The organism is Idiomarina sp. D18 (assembly GCF_057748155.1).
In genome coordinates this window covers 922,068-949,017 of sequence record NZ_CM173240.1, presented here as the reverse complement: position 1 = coordinate 949,017, position 26,950 = coordinate 922,068, and the positions used below count along the sequence as shown (strand labels likewise).

18 protein-coding genes are annotated in these 26,950 nt (G+C 47.1%); 13 read left to right on the top strand and 5 right to left on the bottom strand.

Annotated features, from left to right (window positions below; all coding sequences use genetic code 11):
- The first annotated feature begins 73 nt into the window (after window positions 1-73).
- The 4 genes from hexR to AC3AP5_RS04455 all read left to right on the top strand — a co-directional run bounded on the left by hexR (window position 74) and on the right by AC3AP5_RS04455 (window position 7,723).
- Window positions 74-934: a transcriptional regulator HexR gene (hexR, locus tag AC3AP5_RS04470; protein ID WP_006955416.1), complete on the top strand. Its 861-nt coding sequence runs from the start codon at window positions 74-76 to the stop codon at window positions 932-934.
- A gap of 12 nt (window positions 935-946) precedes the next feature.
- Window positions 947-2,005 carry a type I glyceraldehyde-3-phosphate dehydrogenase gene (gene gap, locus AC3AP5_RS04465; RefSeq protein WP_487327087.1) on the top strand — a complete coding sequence of 353 codons (1,059 nt, stop codon included), beginning with the start codon at window positions 947-949 and terminating at the stop codon, window positions 2,003-2,005.
- A gap of 87 nt (window positions 2,006-2,092) precedes the next feature.
- The gene (locus AC3AP5_RS04460) at window positions 2,093-4,729 is read left to right on the top strand and encodes a glycoside hydrolase family 16 protein (protein WP_487327086.1); all 2,637 of its coding nucleotides are present in this window, start codon (window positions 2,093-2,095) and stop codon (window positions 4,727-4,729) included.
- Window positions 4,730-4,759: 30 nt separating this feature from the next.
- Window positions 4,760-7,723 (top strand): TonB-dependent receptor, encoded by a 2,964-nt coding sequence (locus tag AC3AP5_RS04455; RefSeq protein WP_006955419.1) that lies wholly within the window; start codon window positions 4,760-4,762, stop codon window positions 7,721-7,723.
- A 118-nt stretch (window positions 7,724-7,841) separates the two neighbouring features.
- On the opposite strand, the gene AC3AP5_RS04450 is transcribed toward AC3AP5_RS04455, so the two are convergent.
- Together AC3AP5_RS04450 and AC3AP5_RS04445 are read right to left on the bottom strand one after the other, a co-directional pair.
- Window positions 7,842-10,361, bottom strand: a complete 2,520-nt coding sequence (locus AC3AP5_RS04450; RefSeq protein WP_487327085.1) for a glycoside hydrolase family 3 protein — start codon at window positions 10,359-10,361, stop codon at window positions 7,842-7,844.
- Window positions 10,361-11,635, bottom strand: a complete 1,275-nt coding sequence (locus AC3AP5_RS04445; protein ID WP_487327084.1) for a sugar MFS transporter — start codon at window positions 11,633-11,635, stop codon at window positions 10,361-10,363. The genes AC3AP5_RS04450 and AC3AP5_RS04445 overlap by 1 nt, the downstream gene beginning before the upstream one ends.
- A gap of 122 nt (window positions 11,636-11,757) precedes the next feature.
- Here AC3AP5_RS04445 and AC3AP5_RS04440 point away from each other — a divergent pair, with 122 nt between their 5' ends.
- From AC3AP5_RS04440 to AC3AP5_RS04430, 3 genes are read left to right on the top strand one after another with little or no spacing between them, the layout of a single operon-like run.
- Window positions 11,758-13,149 (top strand): GH1 family beta-glucosidase, encoded by a 1,392-nt coding sequence (locus tag AC3AP5_RS04440; protein WP_006955422.1) that lies wholly within the window; start codon window positions 11,758-11,760, stop codon window positions 13,147-13,149.
- A complete protein-coding gene (locus AC3AP5_RS04435) occupies window positions 13,143-14,468 on the top strand; it encodes a glycoside-pentoside-hexuronide (GPH):cation symporter (RefSeq protein ID WP_487327083.1) in 1,326 nt (441 codons plus the stop codon). Before AC3AP5_RS04440 ends, AC3AP5_RS04435 begins: the two co-directional genes overlap by 7 nt.
- A gap of 1 nt (window position 14,469) precedes the next feature.
- Window positions 14,470-15,468 (top strand): LacI family DNA-binding transcriptional regulator, encoded by a 999-nt coding sequence (locus tag AC3AP5_RS04430; RefSeq protein WP_287830554.1) that lies wholly within the window; start codon window positions 14,470-14,472, stop codon window positions 15,466-15,468.
- Between the two features lie 62 nt (window positions 15,469-15,530).
- On the opposite strand, the gene katG is transcribed toward AC3AP5_RS04430, so the two are convergent.
- Window positions 15,531-17,705 (bottom strand): catalase/peroxidase HPI, encoded by a 2,175-nt coding sequence (katG, locus tag AC3AP5_RS04425; protein ID WP_487327082.1) that lies wholly within the window; start codon window positions 17,703-17,705, stop codon window positions 15,531-15,533.
- A gap of 214 nt (window positions 17,706-17,919) precedes the next feature.
- On the opposite strand from katG, the gene AC3AP5_RS04420 reads away from it, so the two are divergent.
- Entirely contained in the window at window positions 17,920-19,548 is a 1,629-nt protein-coding gene (locus tag AC3AP5_RS04420; RefSeq protein ID WP_487327081.1) for a serine hydrolase domain-containing protein, read from the top strand.
- On the opposite strand, the gene AC3AP5_RS04415 is transcribed toward AC3AP5_RS04420, so the two are convergent.
- Entirely contained in the window at window positions 19,549-20,760 is a 1,212-nt protein-coding gene (locus AC3AP5_RS04415) for a M24 family metallopeptidase (protein WP_286682310.1), read from the bottom strand. It lies immediately after the preceding gene.
- Between the two features lie 171 nt (window positions 20,761-20,931).
- Between AC3AP5_RS04415 and AC3AP5_RS04410 the strand changes: the two genes are divergently transcribed.
- Window positions 20,932-21,537 (top strand): methyltransferase family protein, encoded by a 606-nt coding sequence (locus AC3AP5_RS04410; protein WP_286682311.1) that lies wholly within the window; start codon window positions 20,932-20,934, stop codon window positions 21,535-21,537.
- A 7-nt stretch (window positions 21,538-21,544) separates the two neighbouring features.
- Here the strand turns inward: AC3AP5_RS04410 and AC3AP5_RS04405 are convergent, their stop codons facing one another.
- A complete protein-coding gene (locus AC3AP5_RS04405) occupies window positions 21,545-21,919 on the bottom strand; it encodes a thiol-disulfide oxidoreductase DCC family protein (protein WP_040487915.1) in 375 nt (124 codons plus the stop codon).
- A gap of 214 nt (window positions 21,920-22,133) precedes the next feature.
- On the opposite strand from AC3AP5_RS04405, the gene AC3AP5_RS04400 reads away from it, so the two are divergent.
- The 4 genes from AC3AP5_RS04400 to AC3AP5_RS04385 all read left to right on the top strand — a co-directional run bounded on the left by AC3AP5_RS04400 (window position 22,134) and on the right by AC3AP5_RS04385 (window position 26,946).
- Window positions 22,134-22,778, top strand: coding sequence for an outer membrane beta-barrel protein (locus tag AC3AP5_RS04400; protein ID WP_487327080.1), 645 nt, complete (start codon window positions 22,134-22,136; stop codon window positions 22,776-22,778).
- 57 nt (window positions 22,779-22,835) lie between these two features.
- Window positions 22,836-23,213, top strand: coding sequence for a YchJ family protein (locus AC3AP5_RS04395; protein ID WP_286682313.1), 378 nt, complete (start codon window positions 22,836-22,838; stop codon window positions 23,211-23,213).
- A gap of 146 nt (window positions 23,214-23,359) precedes the next feature.
- Window positions 23,360-25,024: a BCCT family transporter gene (locus AC3AP5_RS04390; protein ID WP_487327079.1), complete on the top strand. Its 1,665-nt coding sequence runs from the start codon at window positions 23,360-23,362 to the stop codon at window positions 25,022-25,024.
- A gap of 68 nt (window positions 25,025-25,092) precedes the next feature.
- The gene (locus tag AC3AP5_RS04385; RefSeq protein WP_487327078.1) at window positions 25,093-26,946 is read left to right on the top strand and encodes a DUF294 nucleotidyltransferase-like domain-containing protein; all 1,854 of its coding nucleotides are present in this window, start codon (window positions 25,093-25,095) and stop codon (window positions 26,944-26,946) included.
- Window positions 26,947-26,950 lie beyond the last annotated feature (4 nt).

Below are 26,950 nucleotides of genomic sequence, written 5' to 3'. Positions count from 1 at the left end.
AGTTTAAGGGTGATAACTTTGTCAATATAACAAATAATTTCGTAACTAAATTACATAATGAGTCGTAAAACATATGGATTTGATTAACCGTATCTCGTCAGAGCAGAGTCAGTTCAGCAAGTCTGAACGCAAAGTGGCTGCGCTGATTTTGCATGAGCCCGAGCAAGCCATCCACCGAAGCATTGCCAGTTTGGCGGCTCTGGCGGGTGTCAGCGAACCGACCGTCAATCGATTTTGTCGTCGCTTGGGATGCAAAGGCTATCCTGACTTTAAGTTACAGCTAGCACAAAGTCTGGCGCAAGGTACGCCGTACGTGAACCGCGATATCGAAGAGAACGACAATGTTGATCAAATCACACAGAAGATTTTTGACTCAACATTAAATGCGTTGAGTATTGCGCGGCAGTCGCTGGATAGCCGCCCTATTGCTGCCACCGTTGAAGCCATGGTGAGTGCTCGAAAAATCGCATTTTTTGGTTTCGGTGCGTCCGCCTCTGTCGCCCACGACGCACAGAACAAATTTGCCCGATTTGATACGCCATCGGTGTTTTCAGATGATCCACTGGTCCAACGTATGTGGGCTATTAATAGCGAACCTAATGACGTCCTTGTTTGCATAAGCCACACGGGCCGCACCAAGGCACTCTGTGAAATAGCCGCCATAGCACACAACAACAAGGCAACGGTCATCGGTATAACGGCACCGAATAGCCCGCTATCCGAAAACTGTCAATTTACTGTGTCGACAAACGTGCCCGAAGATACCGACCAATATATGCCAATGGCCTCTCGTATCGCTCAGTTGGTACTAATTGACGCGATCATTGCCGGTTACACATTGCAACGAGGCCCTAAATTTAGAGAAAAACTCGCGCGTGTAAAAGAGGGTCTCAAGGGCTCCCGTTACAGCAAACAAACCACAACAAAAGAATAGTTAGGAGTAGTTATGCCCATTCGTATAGCAATTAATGGTTTTGGACGAATCGGAAAAAATATTGTACGCGCTCTTTATGAACGAGGTCTGACTGACCATATCGAGCTCGTCGCGATTAACGACCTTGGCTCACCCGATGTACTTGCACATCTGCTTCAATTTGACACGGTTCACGGTCGATTTGCTGCACAAGTGGAAGCTGGCATCGATAGCTTGTCGATAGATAGCCATACTGTAAGTGTTTACGCTGAGCGTGATCCGAGCCAGCTACCCTGGCAGGCACTAAACATTGATGTTGTACTAGAATGTACAGGCTTATTCACGGAACGCGATAAAGCCAAAGCACACATTGATGCTGGCGCAAAAAAAGTAATTATCTCTGCACCAGGCAAAAACGTTGATGCGACCGTCGTGTTCGGTGTTAATGATGAAATACTAACAGCAGACATGGATATTATTTCGAACGCCTCCTGCACAACTAACTGTTTGGCACCGGTGGCGAAAATACTGCACGAATCCCTGGGTATTGAGTCCGGTTTGATGACCACCGTGCATGCATACACTAACGATCAGCGCTTAACTGACTCCTATCACAGCGACTTACAACGTGCCCGAGCAGCTGCACAAAACATGATTCCATCAAAAACAGGCGCAGCTGCCGCGGTTGGACTCGTTATTCCCGAGTTACAGGGTCGTTTTGATGGTTTGGCTGTGCGTGTCCCGACCCCGAATGTGTCTTTAGTGGACCTCAACTTTATCGCAGCACGTGATACAACCGTAGAAGAGGTGAACGCTATCGTTAAAGCCGCTACAAACCAAGCGCCTATGAGCCAGGTCTTGACGATCAACGAGTTACCTTTGGTTTCCTCTGACTACAATCATAATGATCATTCGAGTATTTTTGATGCGCGCCAAACTCGGGTCAATGGACGATTAGTTAAAGTGATGGCGTGGTACGACAATGAATGGGGCTTTAGTAATCGTATGCTTGATAATACAATAGCTCTGATGAATGCGGCGTCCAAAAAGGTTGTCACAAATTCTAAACAAGAAGTTGATACCACACATTGACGTTGTTAATTTTTTGTTCTAATTTGTGAAAGCGCTTACATTTTATACGCAGCCGTACAACAAGAACGATGAATCAGGAATTCAATTATGAACCCGATAACAACAAAAATACGCCCTATTGCCGCAGCGCTCGTAGCGCTCGGCTTAGTGGGGTGTGGTGGCGACAGTGTCGAAACCAACACTGACTACACCCAAATTGATACTACTGCTCCCGTTGAGGACTGGGAACTTGTTTGGAGTGACGAGTTCGACGGTAACAGTATTGACGAACGTAAATGGAACTTTGAAGTCAACTGCCAAGGTGGCGGCAATAATGAGCAACAATGCTACACCGACAGTCCTGACAATGCGTATGTTTCCGACGATACTTTGAAAATAGTTGCCCTGCCCGCTGGAGAAGGTGCTGAGAAACCATATACATCAGCACGTTTAAACAGCAAAATGAAAGGAGACTTCAAGTACGGCCGTATCGAAGTACGTGCAAAAATGCCGTCCGGGCAAGGTAGTTGGCCCGCAGTCTGGATGATGCCAACCGATTCAGTCTATGGTACTTGGCCGAAATCTGGCGAAATCGATATTGTCGAAGCCGTTAACCTCAAAACGACCGACGAAGAAGGTAACGTTGAGAACAATGTCCACGGTACCCTTCACTATGGTAGCGAATGGCCTGATAACGATTCTTCGGGTAAGTCATACGCTGTAGAAGGTAATCCAGCAGATGCTTTCCACACCTATGCTATCGAATGGCAAGAAGGCGAAATTCGTTGGTACGTAGACGATTATCTGTATGCAACTCAAATGGAGTCCACGGTTCGCTATAACAGCAAAGGTGAAGCCATTGGTTTGAATCATCAAGGTTGGTATACCGAGTTTTATAATCAGAGTACAGGTGAGCTAGAAGTTGCCTATGGTCCTGAGCCATTTGACCAACGTTTTTACCTCATCATGAATCTCGCTGTCGGCGGAGACTGGCCAGAAAATACGAATAACACGGGCATAGATGAAAGCGCTTTCGCAGAAGGTCAAACATTAGAAATCGACTATATTCGCGTATTCCAATGCTCACAAAATCCGGATACGGGTAAAGGTTGTGAAACCGTTCGTGCAGGTTATAAAGACGAAGAAACCCTTGTCACAGGTAAAGCCCCTATTCCAGTACCTCCAAGTACAACTATCCCCGACACGTTAACCATTTTTGACGGCACGCCTAATCCAGCATGGCCTGCATGGGATTGCTGTGGTGGTTCAACACCCGAATTGGTCAGTGATGCCGACAAAGGTGATGTTTACAAGTTTGTGGTCAACGAAACACCGACTGTAAATGGCTTTGTAAGTCGCGAAGCGTTTATTGAAGACGAAACCGTTTCGCCACAACCTTACGATGCTTCACAAATCATCGATTCAGGCTATTTCACCTTTGACTTAAAAGTGGTAACGCCACCCAGTAACGGCAGCGCAGAATGGCTGTTCAAGGTTGAAAACAATGACGGTCAATACGCAGGACAGCTGCCGCTAACTGCGAGCGAAGAAGGTGTCGCTCCAACAGTCGGCGAATGGCAAACTTATACCTTCCCAATTAAAGCATTGGTCGACGCCGGCTTAAAAGAAGCCTCAGCAATCGATGTGTTAATGATCTTCCCGACATGGGATATGGGTAATGGTGCTGAATATCTCGTTACTAACGCCGAGATCGTATCACCAGAAGCGGCATCGCCTGAACTGGTTTTATTCGGTGACAGCGAAAACCCTGACTGGCCCATGTGGGATTGTTGTGGCGGTACGACACCCGTTGTTGTTACTGATGAAGAACGTGGCAATGTCGCGGAGTTTTCTGTTGGCGCTGAACCCGCAGTATTGGGCTTTAAGCCACCCGAAGATTCAGGTATCAAGTTTGATGCGAGCGCCCTAATGGTCGAAGGTGTGGTTCAGTTCGATTTAAAAGTCGTCGAGTCACCCTCTAACCCTGACTCTGTTTGGAAATTCAAAATTGAATCCAACAACGCGAAATCAGCACTTGAACTTGACCTTACTGAGGGTAGTGGTGGCGCAGAGCCGGTCGTGGGTGAATGGCAAACTTATACCTTTAGTTTGCAAGAACTCGCCAATCAAGGTTTTGACCTCTCAGCCATTGACGTTGTCATGATGTACCCAGCTTGGGACACCGGTGAAGGCGCTGTCTATCGTGTTGATGAGGCACGCATTTATAATCCTAGTGCTGGGCAAGAAGGTTTGGCGATATTTGAAGAGTCCTTGAATGAAGACTGGAACCTGTTTGATTGCTGTGCCGGTTCCAAACCTGGTGTCGTCGATAGTGGCGATGACCATGGACAAGTCACTGAGTTCGTCATTCAAAGTACCCCTGAGACGGTACTTGGCTTCCAAGCGAAGGACGAGGTTTCTTTTGACGCTTCAGCGATGTTAGCTAACGGTGCAATCAGTTTTGATATGCGAGTTATGAGTCAGCCGGAAGGTGCTGACGCACAGTGGTTATTTAAAGTTGAATCGAGCGATAGCAAAATATTCGTGGAAGTGCCTCTGGCCAGCGGTAACTACGGCGAAGAGCCAATAGCAGGTGAATGGGCGACTTATAACTTTACCCTGCAATCACTGTTTGACGCAGGTTTAGATATTAGCGATATCAAAACCATTATGATTTTCCCGACCTGGGGTCAGTCGCTCGGTGCTGAGTATCAAGTCGATAACTTAGTCATCGATAACTTCTAAGCAGTACGACAAACAGAAATGGATAGAACAATGAAAAAACCAATGACGTTTAGCATAAGTCCTGTTGCGACGGCAGTGTCACTCGTACTGACCGCGGGTCTGGCGTTTCCTGTATATGCGCAAGATCAAGGACAAGATAACGAAGAAAAAGCCAAAGAAGAATCCATTGAAGTCATTAATGTCAGTGGTATTCGCGGTAGCTTAGCACGCTCAACTGACTTTAAACGCCAGTCAAGCGGTGTTGTCGACGCAATTTCTGCTGAGGAAATGGGTAAATTCCCAGATACCAACTTGGCAGAATCACTGCAGCGTATTACCGGTGTCTCGGTGAGTCGAAATGATGGCGAAGGTAGCCAAATAACCGTACGTGGTTTTGGCCCAGAGTTTAACTTGATCACCCTCAATGGCCGGCAAATGCCAGGTACTGGCTTTAGTCGTTCTTACAATATGGAAGCCCTTTCGTCTGAGGGAGTTACAGCACTTGAAGTGTATAAAACTGCACGGGCTGATACACCCAGTGGTGGTTTAGGAGCAACGGTAAATATTGTTACTACTCGCCCATTCCAGCACTCAGGACAAAAGTTCGTAATCATGGGCAAAGCCCTGCACGATAGCTCAGTCGAAAAAGGCGATAGCGTGACGCCAGAACTGGCTGCGGTGTACAGTAATACGTTTGCCGATGATACGTTCGGTATCGCTTTCTCGGTTTCCCAGCAACGCCGTGACTTCCGCCAACAGTACGCCAATATACAAGGTTGGCAGGCGAATGTCGGTTTACCTGACCTTGACGAAGGGGACTATGTTGATCCTCGCCCCATCGGCGAGGATGGTGAGCGTATCGGCAACCACTTCTTTCCTAAAGATATGAACTATGGCTTTACCGACGTTCAAAACGAACGTACTAACGGTCAAGTGACGCTACAGTTTGCACCGACCGATACCATGGTACTGACTGCCGACTACACCGGTTCACGCCGAACGTCGGGTCGCGTCGGCTTTGGCTGGGGTATTTGGAACGAATTTGGTGGTAACATCAATTCCTATATCTTAGATGAGAACGGTACAGCGGTTTATGCCGATATCGCAGGTAATGATGCCTCATTTACCGCAAACTGGGATACCACTGAAATCGAGGCGGACTCCGTCGGTTTAAACCTGACATGGGACATCACGCCCGACTTTAGACTTTGGGTCGATGCCCATGACTCAAGCAACAGCATCGACAACGGTGCCGATCCCGGTCTCGGTTCAAATGGTCAAATCATTATGGGTTCTGACCAGTTGCAAACCAAATTCTACGACTATCGCAACGGCGAAATTCCGCAAGCGAGCGTACTTTGGAACAATGGGACTTCGGTGCTAGCACCCAACGAAATTGGCTCTAACTTTGGTCAATTCATCCACTCTCCAGGCGAATCCAACGTAAAACAGTATCAGATTGAAGGTACTTGGTATAATTCGGTGTTGGATATTCCTCTGGTCTCTGTGAAAGCGGGTATTTCACGCACCGATCAAGATATGAGCGGTTACGAAGCTTGGAGTGGTTTACGCGGTGGGCCCGGATTCAGTCCTAGTTTCGCCGAAATATTCCCAGACGGTATGTTCGAATACCATGACACCAGTGGTTTCCTAGACGAATTTGAAGGTGGCGGTTCTGACCTCGCACAAAACTATTATTACACCTACGATTACAACGAAGCGCTTGCGCGTCATGTGGCTTATCTAACCGAAGATCTCATGGGTGCTGATGAGTTTGTAGCCGATGCCTACTATGACGGTATTGATAGCCAAAGCTACGTGCGTGAGAAAACAGATGCCATCTTCTTGCAGACATCATGGGAATTCTCGCTCGGTGCGTTTCCAACCGAGCTCAATGTCGGCGTTCGTTATGAAACAACGGATGTTACCAGTACAGTGCGTCAACGAGTTGAACAGCAAGTCAACTGGGTCAGTGCTTCAGAGTGGATCATGCAGTATGAAGAAGGTGATGCGACTTTCTTGACGCAAACCGGTGAACACGACGTGTTCTTGCCAATGCTCGATTTGAAGGTCAACTTTACTGATCAATTGATTGGTCGCTTCTCAACAGGCAAAACCATCTCTCGTGCACCATTAGGCGCATTAGCCGGTGGTCGAAGTTTATCAGCAAGTCCAAAACCGGGTGCTCGCACAGGTAGCTCAGGTAACCCTAACCTGTTGCCATTTGAGTCAACCAACCTCGACTTAGCCATTGAATATTATTATGGCGAAGGTAGCTATGCATCGGTTGGTTACTTTAAGAAGGATGTTGATAACTTTGTTCAAACCACCATCACCGAAACGACGGTAGAAGGTTTGCGTGACATCTTTGAAGGGCCTCGCTATCAGCAAGCTGTCGCTGATGTTGAAGCGCGCGGTGAGCAAGCCACCAGTACTGCAATCTTTGAGCAAATGATAGCCAATGGTTACGGTAATGCGGATGGTGCTATTGAGCCAAATGCAGATGACCCTTTAATTGTTTGGAGCATCAGTCGCCCAAGCAACACCGATAGTAAGAGCGTCGACGGTTTCGAAATTGCGGCGCAACACCTCTTTGGACGTTCCGGATTTGGTTTAGCTGCTAACGCAACGTTCGTCGATGGCGATGTTCGTTTTGACGTAACCAGCCTTGAGCAGCAAGCACCGCTTACAGGCTTAAGTGACTCAGCTAACTTCCAAGCATTCTACGAGAAAGATGGTTGGTCTATCCGCGCTACATACGCGTGGCGTGATAGCTACCTGATTGGTGTTGGTCAGGCACAGGGCTCTTCTGATGCGCCACCACAGTTCGCTAAGTCTTATGGACAGTGGGACTTAAGTGTTAACTATGACGTGACTGAAAAGCTAACGGTATTCTTTGAAGGTATTAACCTCAACAACGAAACCGAAGAAGGTTACGGACGCTACGAAGAGCAGTTCCTGTTCGCACGTCAATACGGTCCACGTTACGCAGTCGGTGCACGTTACACCTTCTAAGTTTGCGTAACTCAGTTGCTTGTTGTCTTCCCTGGACCAGCAAGCAACACCCATTAAAAAGGCCAGCTAATTTATTAGCTGGCCTTTGCTTTTGCCTTATCAGCGATTGGTGAGCGAACTAATTATCGTCTTCCGACAAACATAGCACTTCATCGTTTATGGCTTTGGTGACTTGCAAGCGCGCATCGCGAATACTGACATGGCTATCCGCAGAGCTTCCCAGACGCAGTACTTCACCCGTACTCGCCGTGTCTACGCCGGCTTGTTCCAAGCATTGAACCGAGAAGTTTAACGTGGTCCATTGTTGCGCTGAGTCTTCATTTAGATACGCTTCAATATTCTGACTAAACTCACAGGCATCAGGTCCGCAGTTCAGTGACAATGTCAGCGGCTTATCTGGACTCGCTTTAACCGTCACACTCAACACGCCATCCTCGACACTATACGCCCGCAAATCTCGTGGAAAAGGACTTACAAAACTAAAGTAGTTTGCACCCTCGCCTTCAAACATAAAGCGTCGGGCATCCTCTTGAACTTGATCATCAAAAGTTTCAGCTTTTACGCCGTTCAGTGACTGGATGCTGCTTGTCACTTCAATACGCTTTGCGCTATTGCCTATCATCAAGCGCCAAGGCGCTTGTGGCGAGCGCTCAAAGATCGCCATTTCTAACGGTTGGTCGCCAGTCGCAAAGTCGGTGTTTAACGTATCAAGGGTTACATTATCGTCAAAACTCAAACCATAGCCGAGTTTAAATAGTGGATCGTAATTGGCCTCATCACCGTTTAAGCGTCCCTGAGTTGGCGTCTTCGGCCAAGAAAAAGGCAATTGACCAGAGATAGGGAAACGTGTCTGTCCTTCTGCATCTGTCACAAGTACATCCGCAACGCCTGCGCCCTCGCTACCTGGTAACCAAGCCGCTACAAAGGCATCAGAAGCATTGAGCTCCGGGTTCACATACATGGGTCGACCACTGATAAACACCGAAACAACAGGAATAGCCTTCTCTTTAAGTCGTTTTAACAGTTCAAGATCAACCGCATTACCGCGTTGATAATCTACATTATCAATATCGCCATTACCTTCGGCGTAAGGTGTTTCACCATAAACGACCACTGCAACATCAGGTTTTTCTTGATACTCACCATTAACAGCAAGCTCAGTTTCGCCGCCGGCTTGTTTTACAGCATCAGCGATGCCATCGTAGATCGACGTGCCACCTGGGAAGTCTTCATTGCTATTCCCGGTACCCTGCCAGCTTATCGTCCAGCCACCGGACTGTTGACCAATGTTATCGGCTGCCGGTCCAGCAACCAACACACGTTGGTTCGGCTTTATCGGTAACACGTTGTTGTTGTTCTTCAGTAACACTAAAGACTCTCGCACGGCTTGACGAGCAATTGCGCGGTGTTCTTCAGCACCAATGAGTTCGGTTTTACCCGACAATGGACGGTTAGCGGGTGACGGCTTATCAAATAGCCCAGCACGCATTTTTACACGCAAAATTCGGCGCACTGCGTCATCAATACGAGATTCTGCAATAGTGCCATCTTTTACCTGTGCAATGAGGTTTTCGTATAGCGGTTTCCAAGCTTGGGTTGGCACCATATAGACATCAAGCCCTGCGTTCGCTGCTTGTGGGCAATTATCATTGGTGCAGCCTGCAATTTGTCCATGACCGTTCCAGTCACCCACGACAAAACCATCAAAGCCCATTTTTTCTTTTAAGACATCAGTCAGCAGGTATTTACTACCGTGAATCTTATCACCATTCCACCGGTTGAAGCTTGCCATCACCGTTTGTGCGCCAGCCTCGAGGCCTCCCACATAGCCTTGAGCATGGATATCAAATAAGGTTTGCTCATCGACTTCTGTATTTCCTTGGTCGATACCGTCGGTCGTACCACCATCACCAATAAAGTGCTTTACCGTGCTAATGACATTCTTTTCTGAAAGAAAGTCGCCATCCACATGGCCTTGCAATCCGCGCACAATTGAGGCTGCATAATCGCGCACTACCGCGGGATCCTCAGAGTAGCTCTCGTAGGTGCGTCCCCAGCGCACATCGCGTGCCACCGCAACAGTCGGCGCAAACACCCAGTCTATCCCAGTGACCATCACTTCGGTCGCCGTTACTTCAGCGATAGCTTCGATAAGCGCCGGGTTGCGTGCGGCTCCTAGACCAATATTATGCGGGAAGATGGTCGCACCCAATACATTGTTATGACCGTGCACCGCATCGGTACCCCACATCGTAGGAATATCAATACCATCGACACTATCATCAACAGAAGCTTGGTACATTGACTCTGCAAGAGCAATCCAATCCTGCGGTGTGGCATATTTATCGTTATTTGGGAAAGCACCACCACCGTTTAGGTAGCTACCAAAACCGTAACGACGCATATCTTCAACCGTAATGTCACGAATTTCAGGCTGGATCATCTGTGCGACTTTTTGCTCGAGCGTCATCTCGGCGAGTAATGTGTCAATACGTTGTTCCATTGCTGGCTTTTGAGCAACAGGAATATCCAACTGTGGCCAAACTGAGTCCTCACTCATAGGTGCCGTTGTGTCTGCCGTACAGGCCGAAAGAATGGCTGCGGGTAACGCAGCCAATAGCCATTTTTTTTGTCTCATTATTCTGCCACCTCAGCTGTTTGCTTTGCTTTTTTAAAGGCACGGGGTACATAGCCAGCCAGACCGTAGTATGCGATGTAGGCATAACACATAAGGGGCACAATAAAGGCTGTTTGCACGCCTACCACATCAGCCAACGCTCCTTGACATAGTGGCAACACCGCGCCACCGACAATAGCTAAACACAAGATGCCAGAGCCTTGACCCGTGCTTTCTTTCAAGCCTTGTAATGCAAGACTGAAAATCGTTGGGAACATAATTGAGTTGCACAATCCAACAAATAGAATCGACCACATTGCGATGGCACCTGAACTCAAGATGGTAGTAAGAACAAGCAATATCGCACATGTTGCGTTAAACAATAGCACTCGATTGCCAGCAAAACGTTGCATGACGGCGGCTCCGATGAAACGTCCAACCATAGCACCGCCAAAATACCAAGATATATAATGAGAGGCTTGCGATGTCGTCATTCCGCCAATGTGGTCTTGTGACAAGTAAATCGCTAGAAAACTGCCAATACCAACTTCTGCGCCGACATAGACAAAAATCCCCAGCGCTCCTAATACCAGGTGCTTTTGACCCCATGCACCGCCTCCCGTTGGAAGTGGTGCCGCTTGGTCGACTTTGCCCATCGCGGGGAGCTTCAACCGAACGAAAATCAACGCCATGATGACGAGTGTTGCCGCTAAGATAAAGTAAGGTAACGAAACGGTATCCTTTGACACACCGGATACCTCGGGATCGGCTACACCACCAAAAATAAGCCAAGTGCCAAAGAACGGCGCTACTGTTGTGCCCAAAGAGTTAAAAGCTTGTGTCATCGTTAGGCGGCTGGATGAGGTCTTTTCTGGACCTAACCGTGTGACATAGGGATTCGCTGCGACTTGTAGAATCGTAACCCCGGATGCCAAAATAAATAAGGCACCTAAAAATAAACCGTAAATTTCTAGCTGTGCAGCGGGATAAAACAGCACACAACCTGCCCCCGCGGTTAGTAGGCCAACGATAATCCCAGACTTATATCCGATTCGACCCACCATCAACCCTGCCGGTACTGAAATGATGAAGTAAGCACCAAAAAAACAGAATTGGATCAACATAGACTGCGCGTAATTTAAATCGAATAACAAACGCAAATATGGAATAAGAATGTCATTGAGGCAGGTAATAAAGCCCCAGATAAAAAATAGTGATGTGAGCGCGGTCAGAGCAAACCGATAATTGGTCGGTTGTTCACTCCCGTGTAACGCTGAGGTTTGTGGAGTTGTCATAATTCCCTCTTGCTTTATTTTTTGACGATAGCCATCAGACCATCTAATATTATGTAAGCGCTTTCATGTATAGCATAATTTAATTCAAAGGCAATTAAAACCTGCCTGGCGAGCGAACTCTTATGAAAAAAATAACGCTACCTTATCAGTCACGACTAAACCATCCGAGTTTCACGTTTGGTGTTGCTACATCATCATTTCAAATTGAAGGCGATATTGCTGGCCGCGAACCCTGTATCTGGGACAGCTTTTGTCAGCAACCGAACGCGATAAAAGATGGCAGTAACGGCAACGTGGCTTGCGATCACATTCACCGTTGGCAAGAAGATGTTGAACTAATTAGCGAGCTGGGTGTTGATGCATATCGCTTTTCCATCGCATGGGGGCGTGTAATCAAAGCCAATGGTGAAATTAATCGAAGCGGTTTAAACTTTTATATCAAGCTCGTTGAGGCACTCGCGGAGCGCGGAATCCAATCTCACATAACGCTATACCACTGGGATCTACCTCAGTATTTGGAGGATCAAGGAGGATGGTTAAATCGCGCAACTGCCTATCGTTTCGCTGATTACGCGCGTGTGATAGCCGATGCACTCGGTCACCAAGTATCAAGTATTGCAACACTGAACGAGCCTTTCTGTAGTGCATATTTAGGTTATGAGGCAGGTATTCATGCTCCAGGACCTCAAGCAGGTGATGCTTCACGTCGCAAACAAGGACGTCAAGCTGCTCACCATTTGCTTTTAGCACATGGTTTAGCATTACAAGCCCTGCGCGACAGCTTCGCTGATGGTAAAGCGCCGGCGTTAGGCGTGGTACTTAATTTTAGCCCGTGTCATCCGCTGACTTCGCAGCAAGCCGATCGCGACGCCGCTGAATTTGCTCATCAGTACCACAATTTATGGTATCTACAACCAATGCTTAGCGGTACTTATCCCGATGTTATTGAGCAATTGGCTGTTACGGATCGTCCGCAAATAAATGCCGGCGATATGGCGATCATCAATCAGCCACTCGACTTTCTCGGTGTAAACTACTATACCCGAACCGTATTTAAGGCCAACCAACAACATGGTTTCAGTGATGTGCCGGCATCGGGCGACGGGTTAACCACCATGGGTTGGGAAGTTTATGCGAAGGGGCTGACTGAAATTTTGCTCACACTGGATCGCCAATATGACAACCTACCACCGATTTACATTACCGAGAACGGTATTGCGACCGCCGACAGCTGTAATAAAGGTGAAGTTGACGATGTGATGCGTATCGATTATTTTCAGAGCCATTTATTGGCGGTTCACGACGCAATTAATCACGGTGTGGATATAAGGGGCTATTTTGCCTGGAGCCTGATGGACAACTTTGAGTGGGCAGAGGGCTATACACAACGCTTTGGGATTATCTATGTCGACTACAATACACAACAGCGCACATTTAAAAACAGTGCAAAAGCTTTACAGAAACTCTTCTTAGCTAGACAATCACAGCATCACGCTGTGGAGGATATATGCTAAGTCGCACCGAAAAAATAGCCTACGGCTTAGGTGACACAGCCAGTAACATCATTTTCCAAACGGTTATGTTGTTTCTGGCTTTTTTTTATACAGACATTTTTGGTATCTCAGCCGCCGCTGTGGGCAGTATGTTCCTCGTTGTGCGACTTATCGATGCCGTCACCGACCCACTCATGGGTTTACTTACCGACAAGACACGCTCGCATCACGGTCAGTTCCGCCCCTACCTAGTATGGATGGCAGTACCCTTTGCAGTTTTCAGCGTATTGGCGTTTACTACTCCCGAAGTAGACGGTTTCGGTAAACTTATTTATGCATACATTACGTACACGTTACTCATGTTGGCCTACACGGCGATCAATATTCCTTATTCCGCACTTGGTGGCGTATTAACGGAAGATCCATCGGAACGTGTATCAATTCAATCGTATCGCTTTGTACTTGGCATGTTAGGTGGCTTACTAGTCACCACTTGTACGTTGCCTCTGGTCGATTGGTTCGGCGATGGTAGTCCAGTCATTGGCTATCAACTCACTATCGTCACGTTGAGCATATTCGGAATGATACTTTTTGTTGTATGCTTTTTGGGTACAAAAGAACGTCTCAGACCACCAAAGCAACAACATCTTTCGTTTCGACAGGCGCTTCGGACCTTATGGCAGAATGAACAATGGCGCCGACTATCCGTTGCAGCAGCGCTTGTACTGACAGGTATCGCTTTAAAAAATACACTCGCTGTTTACTATGTAAAGTATTACCTTGTGCGCGATGATCTAGTGACCGCCTTTGTAAGCACTGGTATGGTCGGTAATATCATGGGTTGCGCATTAGCCCAGTATGTGTGTCGATATATGGATAAAGTCAATGCCTACATTAGTATTCAGATACTCGCTGCTATTGTTTGTATTGCTGCCTTCTGGGTGAGTCCCGAACAGTTGGTTACCGCTTTTGTCATGTATTTTTTATGGGGCTTATTCCTGCAAATGGGTACGCCTATGTTATGGGCAAAAATAGCAGATGTTGCAGATTACGGGTATTGGAAGACCGGCGTAAGAGCCACAGGTTTGGTGTATTCATCGGTCGTCTTTTTTATTAAGTTTGGTCTTGCACTGGGTGGCGCCATTAGTGGTTGGTGGTTAGCTTTTTACGGCTATACCCCCAATCAAATTCAAAGTGAAGAGGCACAACATGGCATTCAACTCGCCTTTACCATTTTGCCTGCCTTGGCTTCGTTGCTGGTGGCAGCGGTAATGCTACGCTACACCTTGAAGCAAAAACGCGTACAACAAATTTCAGAAGCCTTGGAGCAATACTCATAATATGGCGACCATTTACGAAGTATCTAAACTGGCGGGTGTTTCTTTAGCAACCGTATCACGCGTGATTAATAATAATACGCCGGTGCGTGAAGCAACTCGAGTCAAAGTACTTGAAGCCATGGATAAACTGGGCTATCACCCCAACTCCATTGCACAGTCCTTGGCTTCGAGCCGCTCCAATTCCATTGGTATTGTGGTTTCAGAACTCAACGGTCCATTTTTTGGAACTTTGTTAAGTGATATTGAGGCTGCTTTCAGACGTGCAGGAAAGCATGTCATTATCGCTGCGGGTCACAGCGATGAACGGTTGGAAAAAGAAAGTATTGCCTTTCTAAAAAGTCGCAATTGCGACGCACTTATTTTACACGTTGAAGCGGTCTCAGATGATTACTTACGCCAGCTCAATGAGGGCGGCACGCCATTTGTAATTCTCAACCGATTTGTCGAAAGCATGTCCGATCGCTGTGTCACTTTGAACAATCAGCACGGCGGCTACCTCGCCACTCAGCATTTGCTTCGCAACGGGCACCGTAAAATTGGTTACATATCGGGTCCTATGTGGAAAAACGATGCGGAGCAGCGCTATCTTGGTCATCTGCGCGCCCTCGCCGAGTACGGTATCGAATCCAAAAGTAGCTTATTTTACGAGGGCGACTTTCATGAACTCGGTGGCGTTAAAGGCGTTGCTGCACTACTACATGCTGATGCTGACATCACCGCTATCGTTTGTGCGAACGACGAAATGGCGGCAGGCGCTGTCACAACGGCACGCGAACAGGGCCTGCGACTGCCCGAGGATTTATCAATTGTCGGGTTTGATAATGTAAATTTTTCACATTACATGTACCCTAAATTGACTACCATTGATTATCCCATTGGCGGCATGGGTGTCATGGCGGCGCGCTGGGTACTCAAACACATTTATCAGCAAAAACTCGATAATATCCAGACCGTGTTTGAGCCTCGGGTGATCGAACGCGATTCAGTTCACAGTATTTAAACGCATAAAAAAAGCTCGTGCTTCACGCACGAGCTTTTTTACGCCTGAGCGGTTAAAGCAGACTAAGCTGCTTTCACATCAAAACGGTCTGCATCCATGACTTTGACCCACGCATTGATAAAGTCTTTTACAAACTTCTCTTGGTTATCATCTTGCGCATACAGCTCAGAATAAGCACGCAAAATTGAGTTTGAACCAAATACCAAATCGATACGATTGGCTGTCCACTTGACCGTATCAGTCGCTCGATCACGGACTTCATAATGATCACCCGCTTTTTTCCAGACATTTTCCATATCCGTCAAGTTGACAAAGAAGTCATTGGTCAATGTGCCCACACGGTCAGTGAAAACGCCATGTTTAGATTCACCATAGTTCGCGCCAAGTACGCGTAGACCACCGACGAGCACTGTCATCTCAGGTGCCGTTAACCCCATCAGTTGAGTTCGGTCGAGCATCAACTCCTCTGCTGGAACTTGGTAGTCCTTCTTCAAGTAATTGCGGTACCCGTCGTGTAAGGGCTCAAGTGGTTCAAAGCTCTCAGCGTCGGTCCACTCGTCGGTCGCGTCACCGCGCCCTGGCGTGAACGGCACAGTAAAATCGTATCCTGCTTTGTGCACAGCTTTCTCAACTGCGGCCGTGCCGCCTAAAACAATCAAGTCAGCAATACTAACAGGCTTTTCGAGTTCGCGTCGAACACGCTCTAAAGTCGCCAACACACGTTGTAATTTCTCGGGCTCATTACCGTGCCAATCCTTTTGTGGCGCAAGACGAATGCGGGCGCCATTAGCACCGCCACGATAGTCTGAGCCACGGAATGTACGTGCACTATCCCATGCCGTAGAAATCAACTCGTAATCGGTTAAACCGCTTTCAAGTAGCTTTTTCTTAAGCTCAGCCACTTCGCTATCAGACAGGCTGTAACCCACTTTCGGAATCGGATCTTGCCAGATCAAATCCTCTTCAGGTACATCGGCTCCAAGGTACCGATCTTTTGGACCCAGATCGCGGTGCGTCAACTTAAACCAAGCACGTGCGAACACTTCGGCAAAATAGTCGGGATTATTGTAAAACTTCTCAGAAATCTTACGATACTCAGGATCTTTAATCATCGCCATATCGGCGTCCGTCATAATTGGGTTATGGCGAATCGAAGGATCTTCTACATCAACGGGCTTGTCTTCCTCTTTGATGTCGATAGGTTCCCACTGCCAAGCGCCCGCCGGGCTTTTCTTAAGTTCCCAATCATAGTTGAATAACAAGTAGAAGTAGCCGTTATCCCATTGAGTAGGATGAGTTGTCCAAGCGCCTTCAATACCGCTCGACATTGTGTCACGACCCATGCCCTTGCCAGCGCTGTTGCGCCAGCCTAGGCCTTGCTCTTCCACATCGGCGGCTTCTGGTTCTGGACCTAAGTTCTCTTCCTTACCGTTACCATGACATTTACCAACCGTATGACCACCGGCTGTCAAAGCGACCGTTTCCTCATCATTCATAGCCATGCGTTTGAACGTTTCTCGCACGTCTTTCGCAGTACGCAACGGATCGGGTTGACCGTCAACACCCTCTGGGTTGACATAGATAAGACCCATTTGAACAGCGGCTAACGGATTCTCGAGTGACTCACGCTCTTGATCCGAGTCATAACGGTTCTTAGTTGCATCCAACCATTCTTTCTCACTACCCCAATAAATATCTTCTTCTGGATGCCAGATATCTTCGCGTCCCCCAGCGAAACCGAACACCTTAAGCCCCATTGACTCATAAGCCATGGTGCCAGCAAGAATGAACAAATCTGCCCAAGATAGCTTGTTGCCATATTTCTTTTTAACTGGCCACAACAGACGGCGAGCTTTATCCAAGCTGACGTTATCAGGCCAACTGTTTAACGGTGCAAAGCGTTGGTTACCTGTACCGCCACCGCCGCGACCGTCAGCGAGACGATAGGAACCTGCAGAGTGCCACGCCATACGAATCATAAAGCCACCATAGTGACCCCAGTCAGCTGGCCACCAAGACTTACTGTCGGTCATCAAGTCTTTTACGTCTTTCTTTAACTCTTCCAAGTTTATTTTTTTAAACTCTTCAGCGTAGTTAAAATCCGGATCCATTGGATTCGCTTTGGTATCATGCTGGCGCAGGATCTCGAGTTTGAGTGAGTTGGGCCACCAATGTGTATTCGTTTTTCCGGTATTGGTCATGCTACCGTGCATGACAGGACATTTACCTGAACTCATATGTCGCTTCCCTCTTTTCGTTGTGTTGAGATAACTACGAACCTTTCTACTGATTAGATTTATAGCACTCAGAGGGTAAATAGCCCAAGGTTATTAAAACGGTCACCTTAAAAGGTTTTTTCGATTAGAGTTTAAGGGATACTTGATCTTTGTTGATTTATTAAACAAACTAAATGATAACATACGCATTACTTTTACAAGCCCACTCTGCCTTATGAAACGATTTCTACTTTATTTTCTTGTTTTTGTGACCCCACTCGTATCAGCCAGCGATTTTGCGGGTATTTGGCGCGGTGAGCTTGAAGTTGGGCGCGGTGCTTCTATCGTATTAGGGTTTGATATCAATCAAGATACAGACGGTGAGATTAGCGTCTTTATCGACAGTCCTAATCAAGGCATGTACGATTTTCCAGCGTCCTCAGTCACTGTGAATAATAATCAGCTAACCATTAAAGTTGACAAGCTCAAAGCTCAATTTGTCGGTCAAGTTGATGACCAAGTATTGAACGGTGAATGGCAGCAAGGCCAAGCGACGCCGATTAAACTGACGCGTTTAAACAACGAAGACAAACAACGGCTGCGTTTTGAAGGGACCTACAAAGGCACATTAGAGATAAATACTCGCACAACATTACCCCTACAACTTAACATTGCGGTTGTCGCCGATGGGTACTTAGCGACCCTCGATAGCCCAGCCCAAGAGTCCTTTGGCATTCCAATTAATCAAATTAACATCGGTGACCAACAACTTACTTTTAGCTCTAGCCTGATTGGCGCATCATACACAGGCACTCTGACCAAGGATGGATCATCAGGTTGCTATCAAGGACAGTTTTCCCAGGGCGGGCAACTACCTCTTACCTTGTGTCTTGAGCAAACGCAGACCGCTTCGACCCAACAACAGTTAGACCCTGCCGGGTTCAACGTCGATGGTGCGGTGATCACTTATAATAATGACCGCTGGCAAATAAAACGATTTACTCACCAAGTACCTGCGGATGCTCAATTTGAGATTGGTTCAGTGACAAAAACTATGGTGGCGTTTTTACTGGCTAAGGATTTGGCAAATGGAGTATTAGCGAGTGATGCGCAGTTGGGTAACATTTGGGACGAGTTATCAAAACCGGTCAGTGAAATCAGTTTAGTTTCGCTTGCTACCCATTTTTCAGGCTTACCGCGTTTACCTGCCAACCTCGACGTCGACGACGATCAGAATCCGTATGCAGACTATCATCTCAATCAGTTATCGGACGCCCTTCGCGACACCGATTTAGCATCACCCGTAGGTTATCAGTATTCTAACTTTGGCTACTCCGTGCTCGCCGAAACATTGGTTGCTTTTCATCATCAATCGCTCGATACACTGCTCACTGAATCCGTATTTAGACCATTAAACATGAACCATAGTTATCTTGCTCTGGAAAATGAGGAGCATGTTAAAGCGCATATTCACGCGCTTGCTCAAGGACATCGGTTTGATGGTCGTTCAGCACCACACTGGTATTTCGATGCGATGGCGGGTGCTGGCGCCGTGGTATCCACGGTTGATGATATGGTTGCTTATTTAAAGCTGATGATGCAACCGCCCGACTCACAAACAGAAACCGTCGCGACCGTGTTAGCACCACGCGAATCACTCAGCCAACAAACGCAACAGGCACTGGGTTGGTTAATTCAACGCAACGGCCAACAAGAATGGGCTTGGCACAACGGTCAAACAGCGGGGTTCACCAGTTATGTTGGATTTACATTAGATGGTCGTCGCGGCGTCGTGCTACTGAGTAACCAGGCACGCCCAGTTACTCAGTTAGGTCAGCAGCTGCTGCTAGCACCTGCGGACTAATTACTCTAGGTTAAGCGGATCGTCCAACGACCGAGAGGGCTCAGTAAACCATTTCGGTCCCTCATCGGTCATATAAAAATGATCTTCTAACCGGACACCAAATTGTTCTGGCTGTATTAACATGGGTTCATTACTAAAACACATACCGCGCGCTAAAGGTGTTTCGTCTCCGCCCACTAGATAAGGCCATTCGTGTAAGTCCATGCCGATACCATGCCCTGTTCGATGAGGCACTCCCGGTAGCTGATAATCCGGTTTAAGGGATAAGCGAGCAAGCTCCTGCCGCACTGCGTCATCCACGCTAGAGCATGGCTCGCCTAGATGCGCCGAGTCGAAAGCGACTTGTTGCAATTGACGCTCATATTGCCAAAATTCACGTTGCTCAGACGTCGCTTCACCAAAAGCGTACGTACGCGTGATGTCAGAGTGATAACCATGCAACTTGCAACCTGTATCAATCAACACCCAGTCGTTAGCGTTCAAGTATTGTTCGTGCTGAACGCCGTGCGGATAGCTGGTTGCTTGACCAAATAGGACGATACAGAAAAAAGAGCCCGAAGCACCAACTCGACGATGTGCTTCATCAATGAATGTCCGCACTTCCGTCGCACTCATCCCCTCTTTCAGCATCGATGCTGTCGCGCGATGAACAGCAATCGTCATATCCATGGCAGTTTGAATGAGTGCAAGTTCGGCCTCTGACTTGTGCATTCGACATTCAGCAATAACTGTTTTGGCATCACATAACTGCTGTGCCGGGACGTATTCCTCCAGTCGAGCGACGAAACTGTAGGCCGTTGACTCGTCAATGCCCAGCCTTAATTTAGCGCCGAACGTATCCTTTAACGTGCTTGCCATCAGCTCAATGGGCGATTCATGCTCCTCCCACAGTAATGGCTCAAGGGGGACCTGCATCGCTTGCTTTAGTGAACCGAGTTCGAAAGCCGGAGCAATAAGCCGCGGTGTACCTTCAACTGGGATAATTGCCCCCACTAACCGTTCGCTCGGATACCAACGCAACCCTGTAAAGTACTCAAGATTCGTGCCCGCATTAAGATAAATAGCATCGATCCCCTGCGCTTTCATGAGAGTCTGAGCGCGCTCGATACGTTGATTAAACTCGTCAATACCAATTGGTTTAGCTCCCTTTGCCCTATTCACCAATTGAGTTAATGCTTCGTTCTGTGTTTGATAACCAATACCGCGCGTCATACTGCACTCCAGCCTTAAGTAATGAAAACTCAAATATTGAACAGCAAGGCTCGCATGGCGCAGACCAAAAGGCAAATCATTGCTTTTTGAATGCACACTCAGAAGGGTTTCAATTATTTAAAATAATAGTACAATAGATGCTATATTCATTCGAAAATATAGGGGTATCGTGTGTTCAACTTTGACATACTGAGTCAGTATTTTCTTGCGATTTATTTTACTATTATAGCCGTTCACTACAGTAGCGTTGCGCTTGGCCGAAAAGCAAGAACACAACAAAAACAAGTGCACGTAGGCAAGGCTCTGAGCGCACCATGGTGGATAAGACAAACCTTCAACATGTTTCGTTCGGCAATATTAGCCATTTGTATTGCTCGTTTACTGTGGGATATTGACACCCAGCTTGGCGTGATTGAGGTGATTTATCAGCCCGTAACCGTTTATTCTGGGGTTATTCTGATGCTTTGTTCGTTTTTCTTAGTAAGTTTTAGTCACGCTTACATGCAATCCCAGTGGCGTTCAGGCATTGATGAAGATTCGCAACACCCCCTGCTAGTGAGTGGTCCTTTTAAACGAACCCGCAACCCTATCTTTAAGGGCGTGTTGCTCGGTCAACTCGGTTTGTTTTTAACCTTCCCTTCACTATTTACACTCGTCTGCCTTATCACGGGCGTTACCATGATTTGTCTCCAAGTTCGTCAGGAAGAAATAGCGCTCGAAAAAAGCCATGGGGACGTCTATATCCAGTACAAGCAAAAGACACCGCGTTGGCTCTAATTCAGTGTTATAAATTGCACTGTTCACAGCGAGCTTGCCCGGTAACCCAGCGTGATATACGGTTACGATGTTTGGCAAATAATAAATAAGCTCGGTCAGCAAACCAACGGATCACAGGCCATCGCAGGGGCGCGATATAAGCGCCCTTCCCAACCGCCTGCCAAGCAGCGTGAGTCACATCAAGACCGTATATTGCGTTCCCATCGGCGTTGATACCATGTAAAAATTGATTGGCGGCATCTGGATCGATGTCGGGATACCGCGCACTGAAATCCTTCACATTAATATTTTCAAACGCCAGTTTGTTGTTGGTATCTAAACGCTTTAAGTGACGCATTTCCTTCACACATAAAGGGCATCCGCCATCATAAAAAATGAGCACCTTGCCACTGGTCTTTGGTTTACTTTTTGACACAAGACACCTCAAATTAGGTTTCAATTTGTTGCCTTTAAAATACGATTTATTCCAAGTTATCGATTAATGAGTCGAGCCATTTCTCAGTTAAAGCGTACACCGTTTGCGGCTTTTTACCGATAGCGAACATGATTATTCGAACTAATCTAGTCAACGAAAGTCACTTTAACTGAGAGTCTTTATGAAAGTTTTTTTTAATATTTCAGCATTCGCCTTAATTGCATCAGTTTCTTTTCCTAGTTTTGCTCAAAGCGCATTTACCATGCCCGCACAATCCCTCAACCAGTTAACATTTAGCGGTTTAAGTACTGAAACCGACTTAGATGGCGGCTCTAAACAAAATGCATTTGATGGTGGTGGCGCTCGTGCTGAACTTCAACTGCAATGGCAAAATGATTGGTACGTTGGTGTCTCAGGTCAATTTTCCGAAGTCAGCCATAACGACATTGACATGCTCACTGACCAAATGAGTGTACGACTAGGCACACAACATTTCTTATCAGCGAACACACGGTTGTTTTCAGAGTTATTCATACAACGTCTTACGGTTGAAGTTGACGACGGCACCACGCGTACAGAAGATCAAGAAACGGGTCCTGGCATTGAGCTCGGTATTGAACACCAAACTCAAACTCAGCTAACGCTATTTGCTTCTGCGAGCTATAGCCGCCTCACACGCGATGTGCGCTATTGGCAGACCGAATTGGGCGCGTTTTACATGATGAACCCACGCACTGCACTTGGCGTCAGCTATCAACGCCGCACTGCCTCTGATACCGACTATCGACAAGACAACTATCTTCTTAACCTACGTTTTTGGTTTTAAGTGGGGTTGTCCATCTGAACATGGCATACTTGGCATTTTGTGAGACAAGTATGCCCTATGGATCTTGACCATCAATGCCCCTGTGGTAGCGAAAAGAGTTTTAAACACTGCTGCCATTTGTTATTGAGTGATCGAACACTCGCACAAACCCCCGAACAACTCATGCGATCGCGTTATACGGCGTACGTAATTGGCGACTTGCCCTATATCCGCAAGACATGGCACCGAGATTACTGTCCCCCAGACCTATCACTTGAGGGATTACCTGAATTCATCCGTTTACAAATCGTATCTCACAGTCACTCAAATAACCGAGGTTACGTTCACTTTCGCGCATTCTATTATACGCGGGATGAACTCACATGGATGGAAGAGCAAAGTCAGTTTGTTAAGCTATCGGAGTGCTGGCTCTACACAACAGGAGAAGTAAAATAGCCGGCTCACCACTCAAACCCTCTGTCATTTGCTATAAAAACAAGGGTTTTTACTCGCGTGGGTGAACTGTTTACTCTAAACTTCGGTAAAATAAGTGTAAATTTGCAGAATGTACTCACTAATCACAACAAATAAAGGGGATGTCCATGAGCGAAAACAAGGATATAGATGAAAGTAAGGCGGAGAAGGATCCGATGATCCCGGATGGGGAAGTCAACCCCATCAATACCGATTACAAAGTTGGACAAGACAACGTCGTGATGAATTTAGGCCCGTTTGGATTAGACTTCCACAATCGGGTTTTTGCTGTTTCAGGCCTTGCAATCGTTGCATTCGTTCTCTTTGCTTTAATTTTCCAAGAACAAGCTGAACCATTATTTAGTGGAATTCGTGGTTGGCTTACATCAAATCTTGATTGGTTCTTCTTAAGCGCGGCTAATATTTTTGTCGTGGTTGCACTGGTCCTAATCTTTACACCACTCGGTCGCGTTCGCATTGGCGGCACAGAGGCCAAACCAGACTTCTCATACATGGGTTGGTTCTCGATGCTGTTTGCTGCAGGTATGGGTATCGGCCTTATGTTTTATGGTGTGTCTGAGCCGATTTCCCACTTCTCGTCTTCGCTCGGGGGTATCTCCATGGAAAATGGAGTGCGGACCGACTGGGCGCCATTAGGTGCTGCGGGCGGCAATGAAGCAGCTGCACGCGAATTAGGCATGGCAGCGACTATCTTCCACTGGGCACTTCACCCATGGGCTATTTATGCAATCCTAGCGTTGGGTCTAGCGATCTTCTCATTTAACAAAGGCTTGCCTCTGACTGTTCGTTCAATTTTCTACCCGATTTTGAAAGAGCGCGTTTGGGGATGGCCAGGTCACATTATCGATACCATCGCTATCTTAGCGACGCTATTCGGGCTTGCGACCTCGCTCGGGCTAGGTGCCTCACAAGCTGCCGCTGGACTCAACTTTCTGTTTGATGTACCCAAAGGGGATACGACAGAAATTCTTCTCGTTATGGGTATCACAGCCATCGCACTCACATCGGTGCTGGCAGGTTTAGAATCAGGTGTACAGCGTTTATCGCAGATCAATATGACGTTAGCGGCGCTACTCCTTCTATTCGTCATTATTGTCGGTCCCACGCTCGCAATTATCACTGGTTTCGGCGAAAACTTAGTCAACTACATTGCTAACCTACCTGCCTTATCTAATCCTGTAGGACGTGAAGACTTAAACTTCACTCAAGGCTGGACATCGTTCTACTGGGCTTGGTGGATTGCATGGTCACCGTTCGTTGGTATGTTCATCGCACGTGTATCTCGCGGTCGTACTGTGCGTGAATTCCTAGTATCGGTATTGTTGGTACCTTCACTGGCTTGTGTATTCTGGATGTCTGTATTTGGTAATATTGCTATTGAACAGGTGATTAACGGAGCACAAGACTTGGTTGACGCGGATCTTTCGTTGAAACTATTTGTTATGCTTGAAGGATTACCATGGGCGTCAGTGACTTCATTCATCGGAATCATACTGGTCATCGTGTTTTTCGTCACCTCGTCTGACTCAGGCTCTTTAGTTATCGACACCATCAGTGCGGGTGGTAAAGTTGAAGCGCCTGTACCCCAGCGTGTTTTCTGGTGTACCTTCGAGGGATTGGTCGCAATCGCCTTGATACTTGGTGGTGGACTTGTCGCACTACAAGCAATGGCTGTTTCTGCGGGTCTACCATTTACTATCGTATTATTGGCGGCCTGCGTCGCGGTTATTCAGGGCTTGCGTTCTGAACCACGAATCGGTAAAAACGGATAACACGCAGCTGTTGTCTTCAAACAAAAGCGGCGCACTAAGCGCCGCTTTTTTGTACCTGAGGTGATGTCATGGAAGCCGAACACGTCGAAATACTAAATTTCATTAAACAATATGCACCCTTCACTATTCTGCCCGAAGCGGAATTACAAACGATCTCACAACAAATCGAGGTCGGCTATTTTCAGAAGGGTGACCAGGTGCTTGATTACAACCAACCTATTTCTGATCTCCATGTGATTCGTAGCGGCGCCATAGAAACGTATAAACGCAACGGCGAACTTTTTAATCGCTTAAGTGCCGGAGGTTTTTTCGGTGAAGCCGGCTTATTACGTAAAGGCCGTGTACGTTATCCTGTAAAAGCGTTAGAAGACAGCCTGATTTACTATGTACCGGGTGCCCTATTTAATCGGCTTTACGACGAATACGACGCCTTTGCGGATGCGGTTGAGGTTGAAGAACATCAACGCGTTAATTTAGCCGTGCGCGAACGCGAGCAGCGTAACGATTTATTTATTGAAACCGTCGAAACATTGTTGAGTCGCCAGCCTGTTATTATCGAGTCTGATGCCAGTATTGTAGAGGCCGCTCAAAAAATGACTGACGAGCAAGTTTCGTCATTACTCATTTGTGGTGATAACCCTGATGACGTACTCGGTATTATTACCGACAAAGATTTACGTAAGCGTGTACTCGCCGTTGAACGTTCTCCCAGCGATCCCGTACGTGACGTGATGTCCTCGAATTTAGTTTATATTGAGCATAATCAACGCATATTTGAAGCGATGTTAACCATGCTGAGGACTAACCTGCATCATTTACCTGTATTAAAAAAACAGCGCTTGATCGGTGTTATTGCCTTATCTGACGTCGTGCGTCACGAATCGAAATCAAGTCTGTACGTAGTCAGTAGTATCTTTAAACAAAATACGTTTGAAGAGTTGGCGCAGTTAAAAGAGAGTGTAGAAGCAAGCTTTGTGCGTTTGGTCAACGAAGACGCTAATTCACGAATGATTGGCTCAGCCATGGCCACCATCGGTCGTAGCTTCAAGCAACGCCTTTTGGAGTTAGCGGAAATCGAATTAGGCCCACCACCCATTCCCTACTGCTTTCTCGCACTTGGTTCAATGGCGCGTGATGAACAATCTATCGTAACCGACCAAGATAACGCACTGGTATTACACGACGACTTTAACCCTAAAGAACACGATGCCTATTTCAAAGCTTTGGCTAAGTTTGTCTCGGACGGTTTGCATGAATGCGGCTATACGTACTGCACAGGTGGTATTATGGCAACCAATAACCAGTGGCGACAACCGCTGCGCGTTTGGAAGAAATACTTCACCGACTGGATTGATAACCCCTCTCCCGAGCGCTTACTGCACTCCTCTATCTTTTTTGACTTAGACGGCGTATGGGGTGAGTTTAGCTTTGCCAAACAACTGAATGAATTAATTCGTGTAAAAGCCAAAAATAATAAACGTTTCTTAGGCTCTATGGCGCGTAATGCGTTGAGTAGAACGCCACCGCTCGGCTTTTTCAAAGATTTCGTGATGGAAAAGGACGGTAAGCACCGCGACAGTATCAATACGAAGCGCCGCGGCACAGCACCGGTGGCTGACCTGATTCGCGTGCATGCGCTGGCGGTCGGCTCGACTCAACGTAACTCGTTCGCTCGCTTAGAGGACATAATGGAGGCCAACATACTCCCCAAAGGTCGTGGACCGGATTTACGTGACGCCCTTGAATTAATCTCAATGGTGCGTATTCGACACCAGGCTATTGCCCTAACGGAGGGCGACACGCCCGATAATAATGTCGCACCAGAGCAACTTTCAGACTTTGAGCGTAAAAACCTAAAGGATGCGTTTCAAATTCTCAGCAATGCACAGAAATACTTACGTTACCGCTATGCAGGAGGCTAAGCCG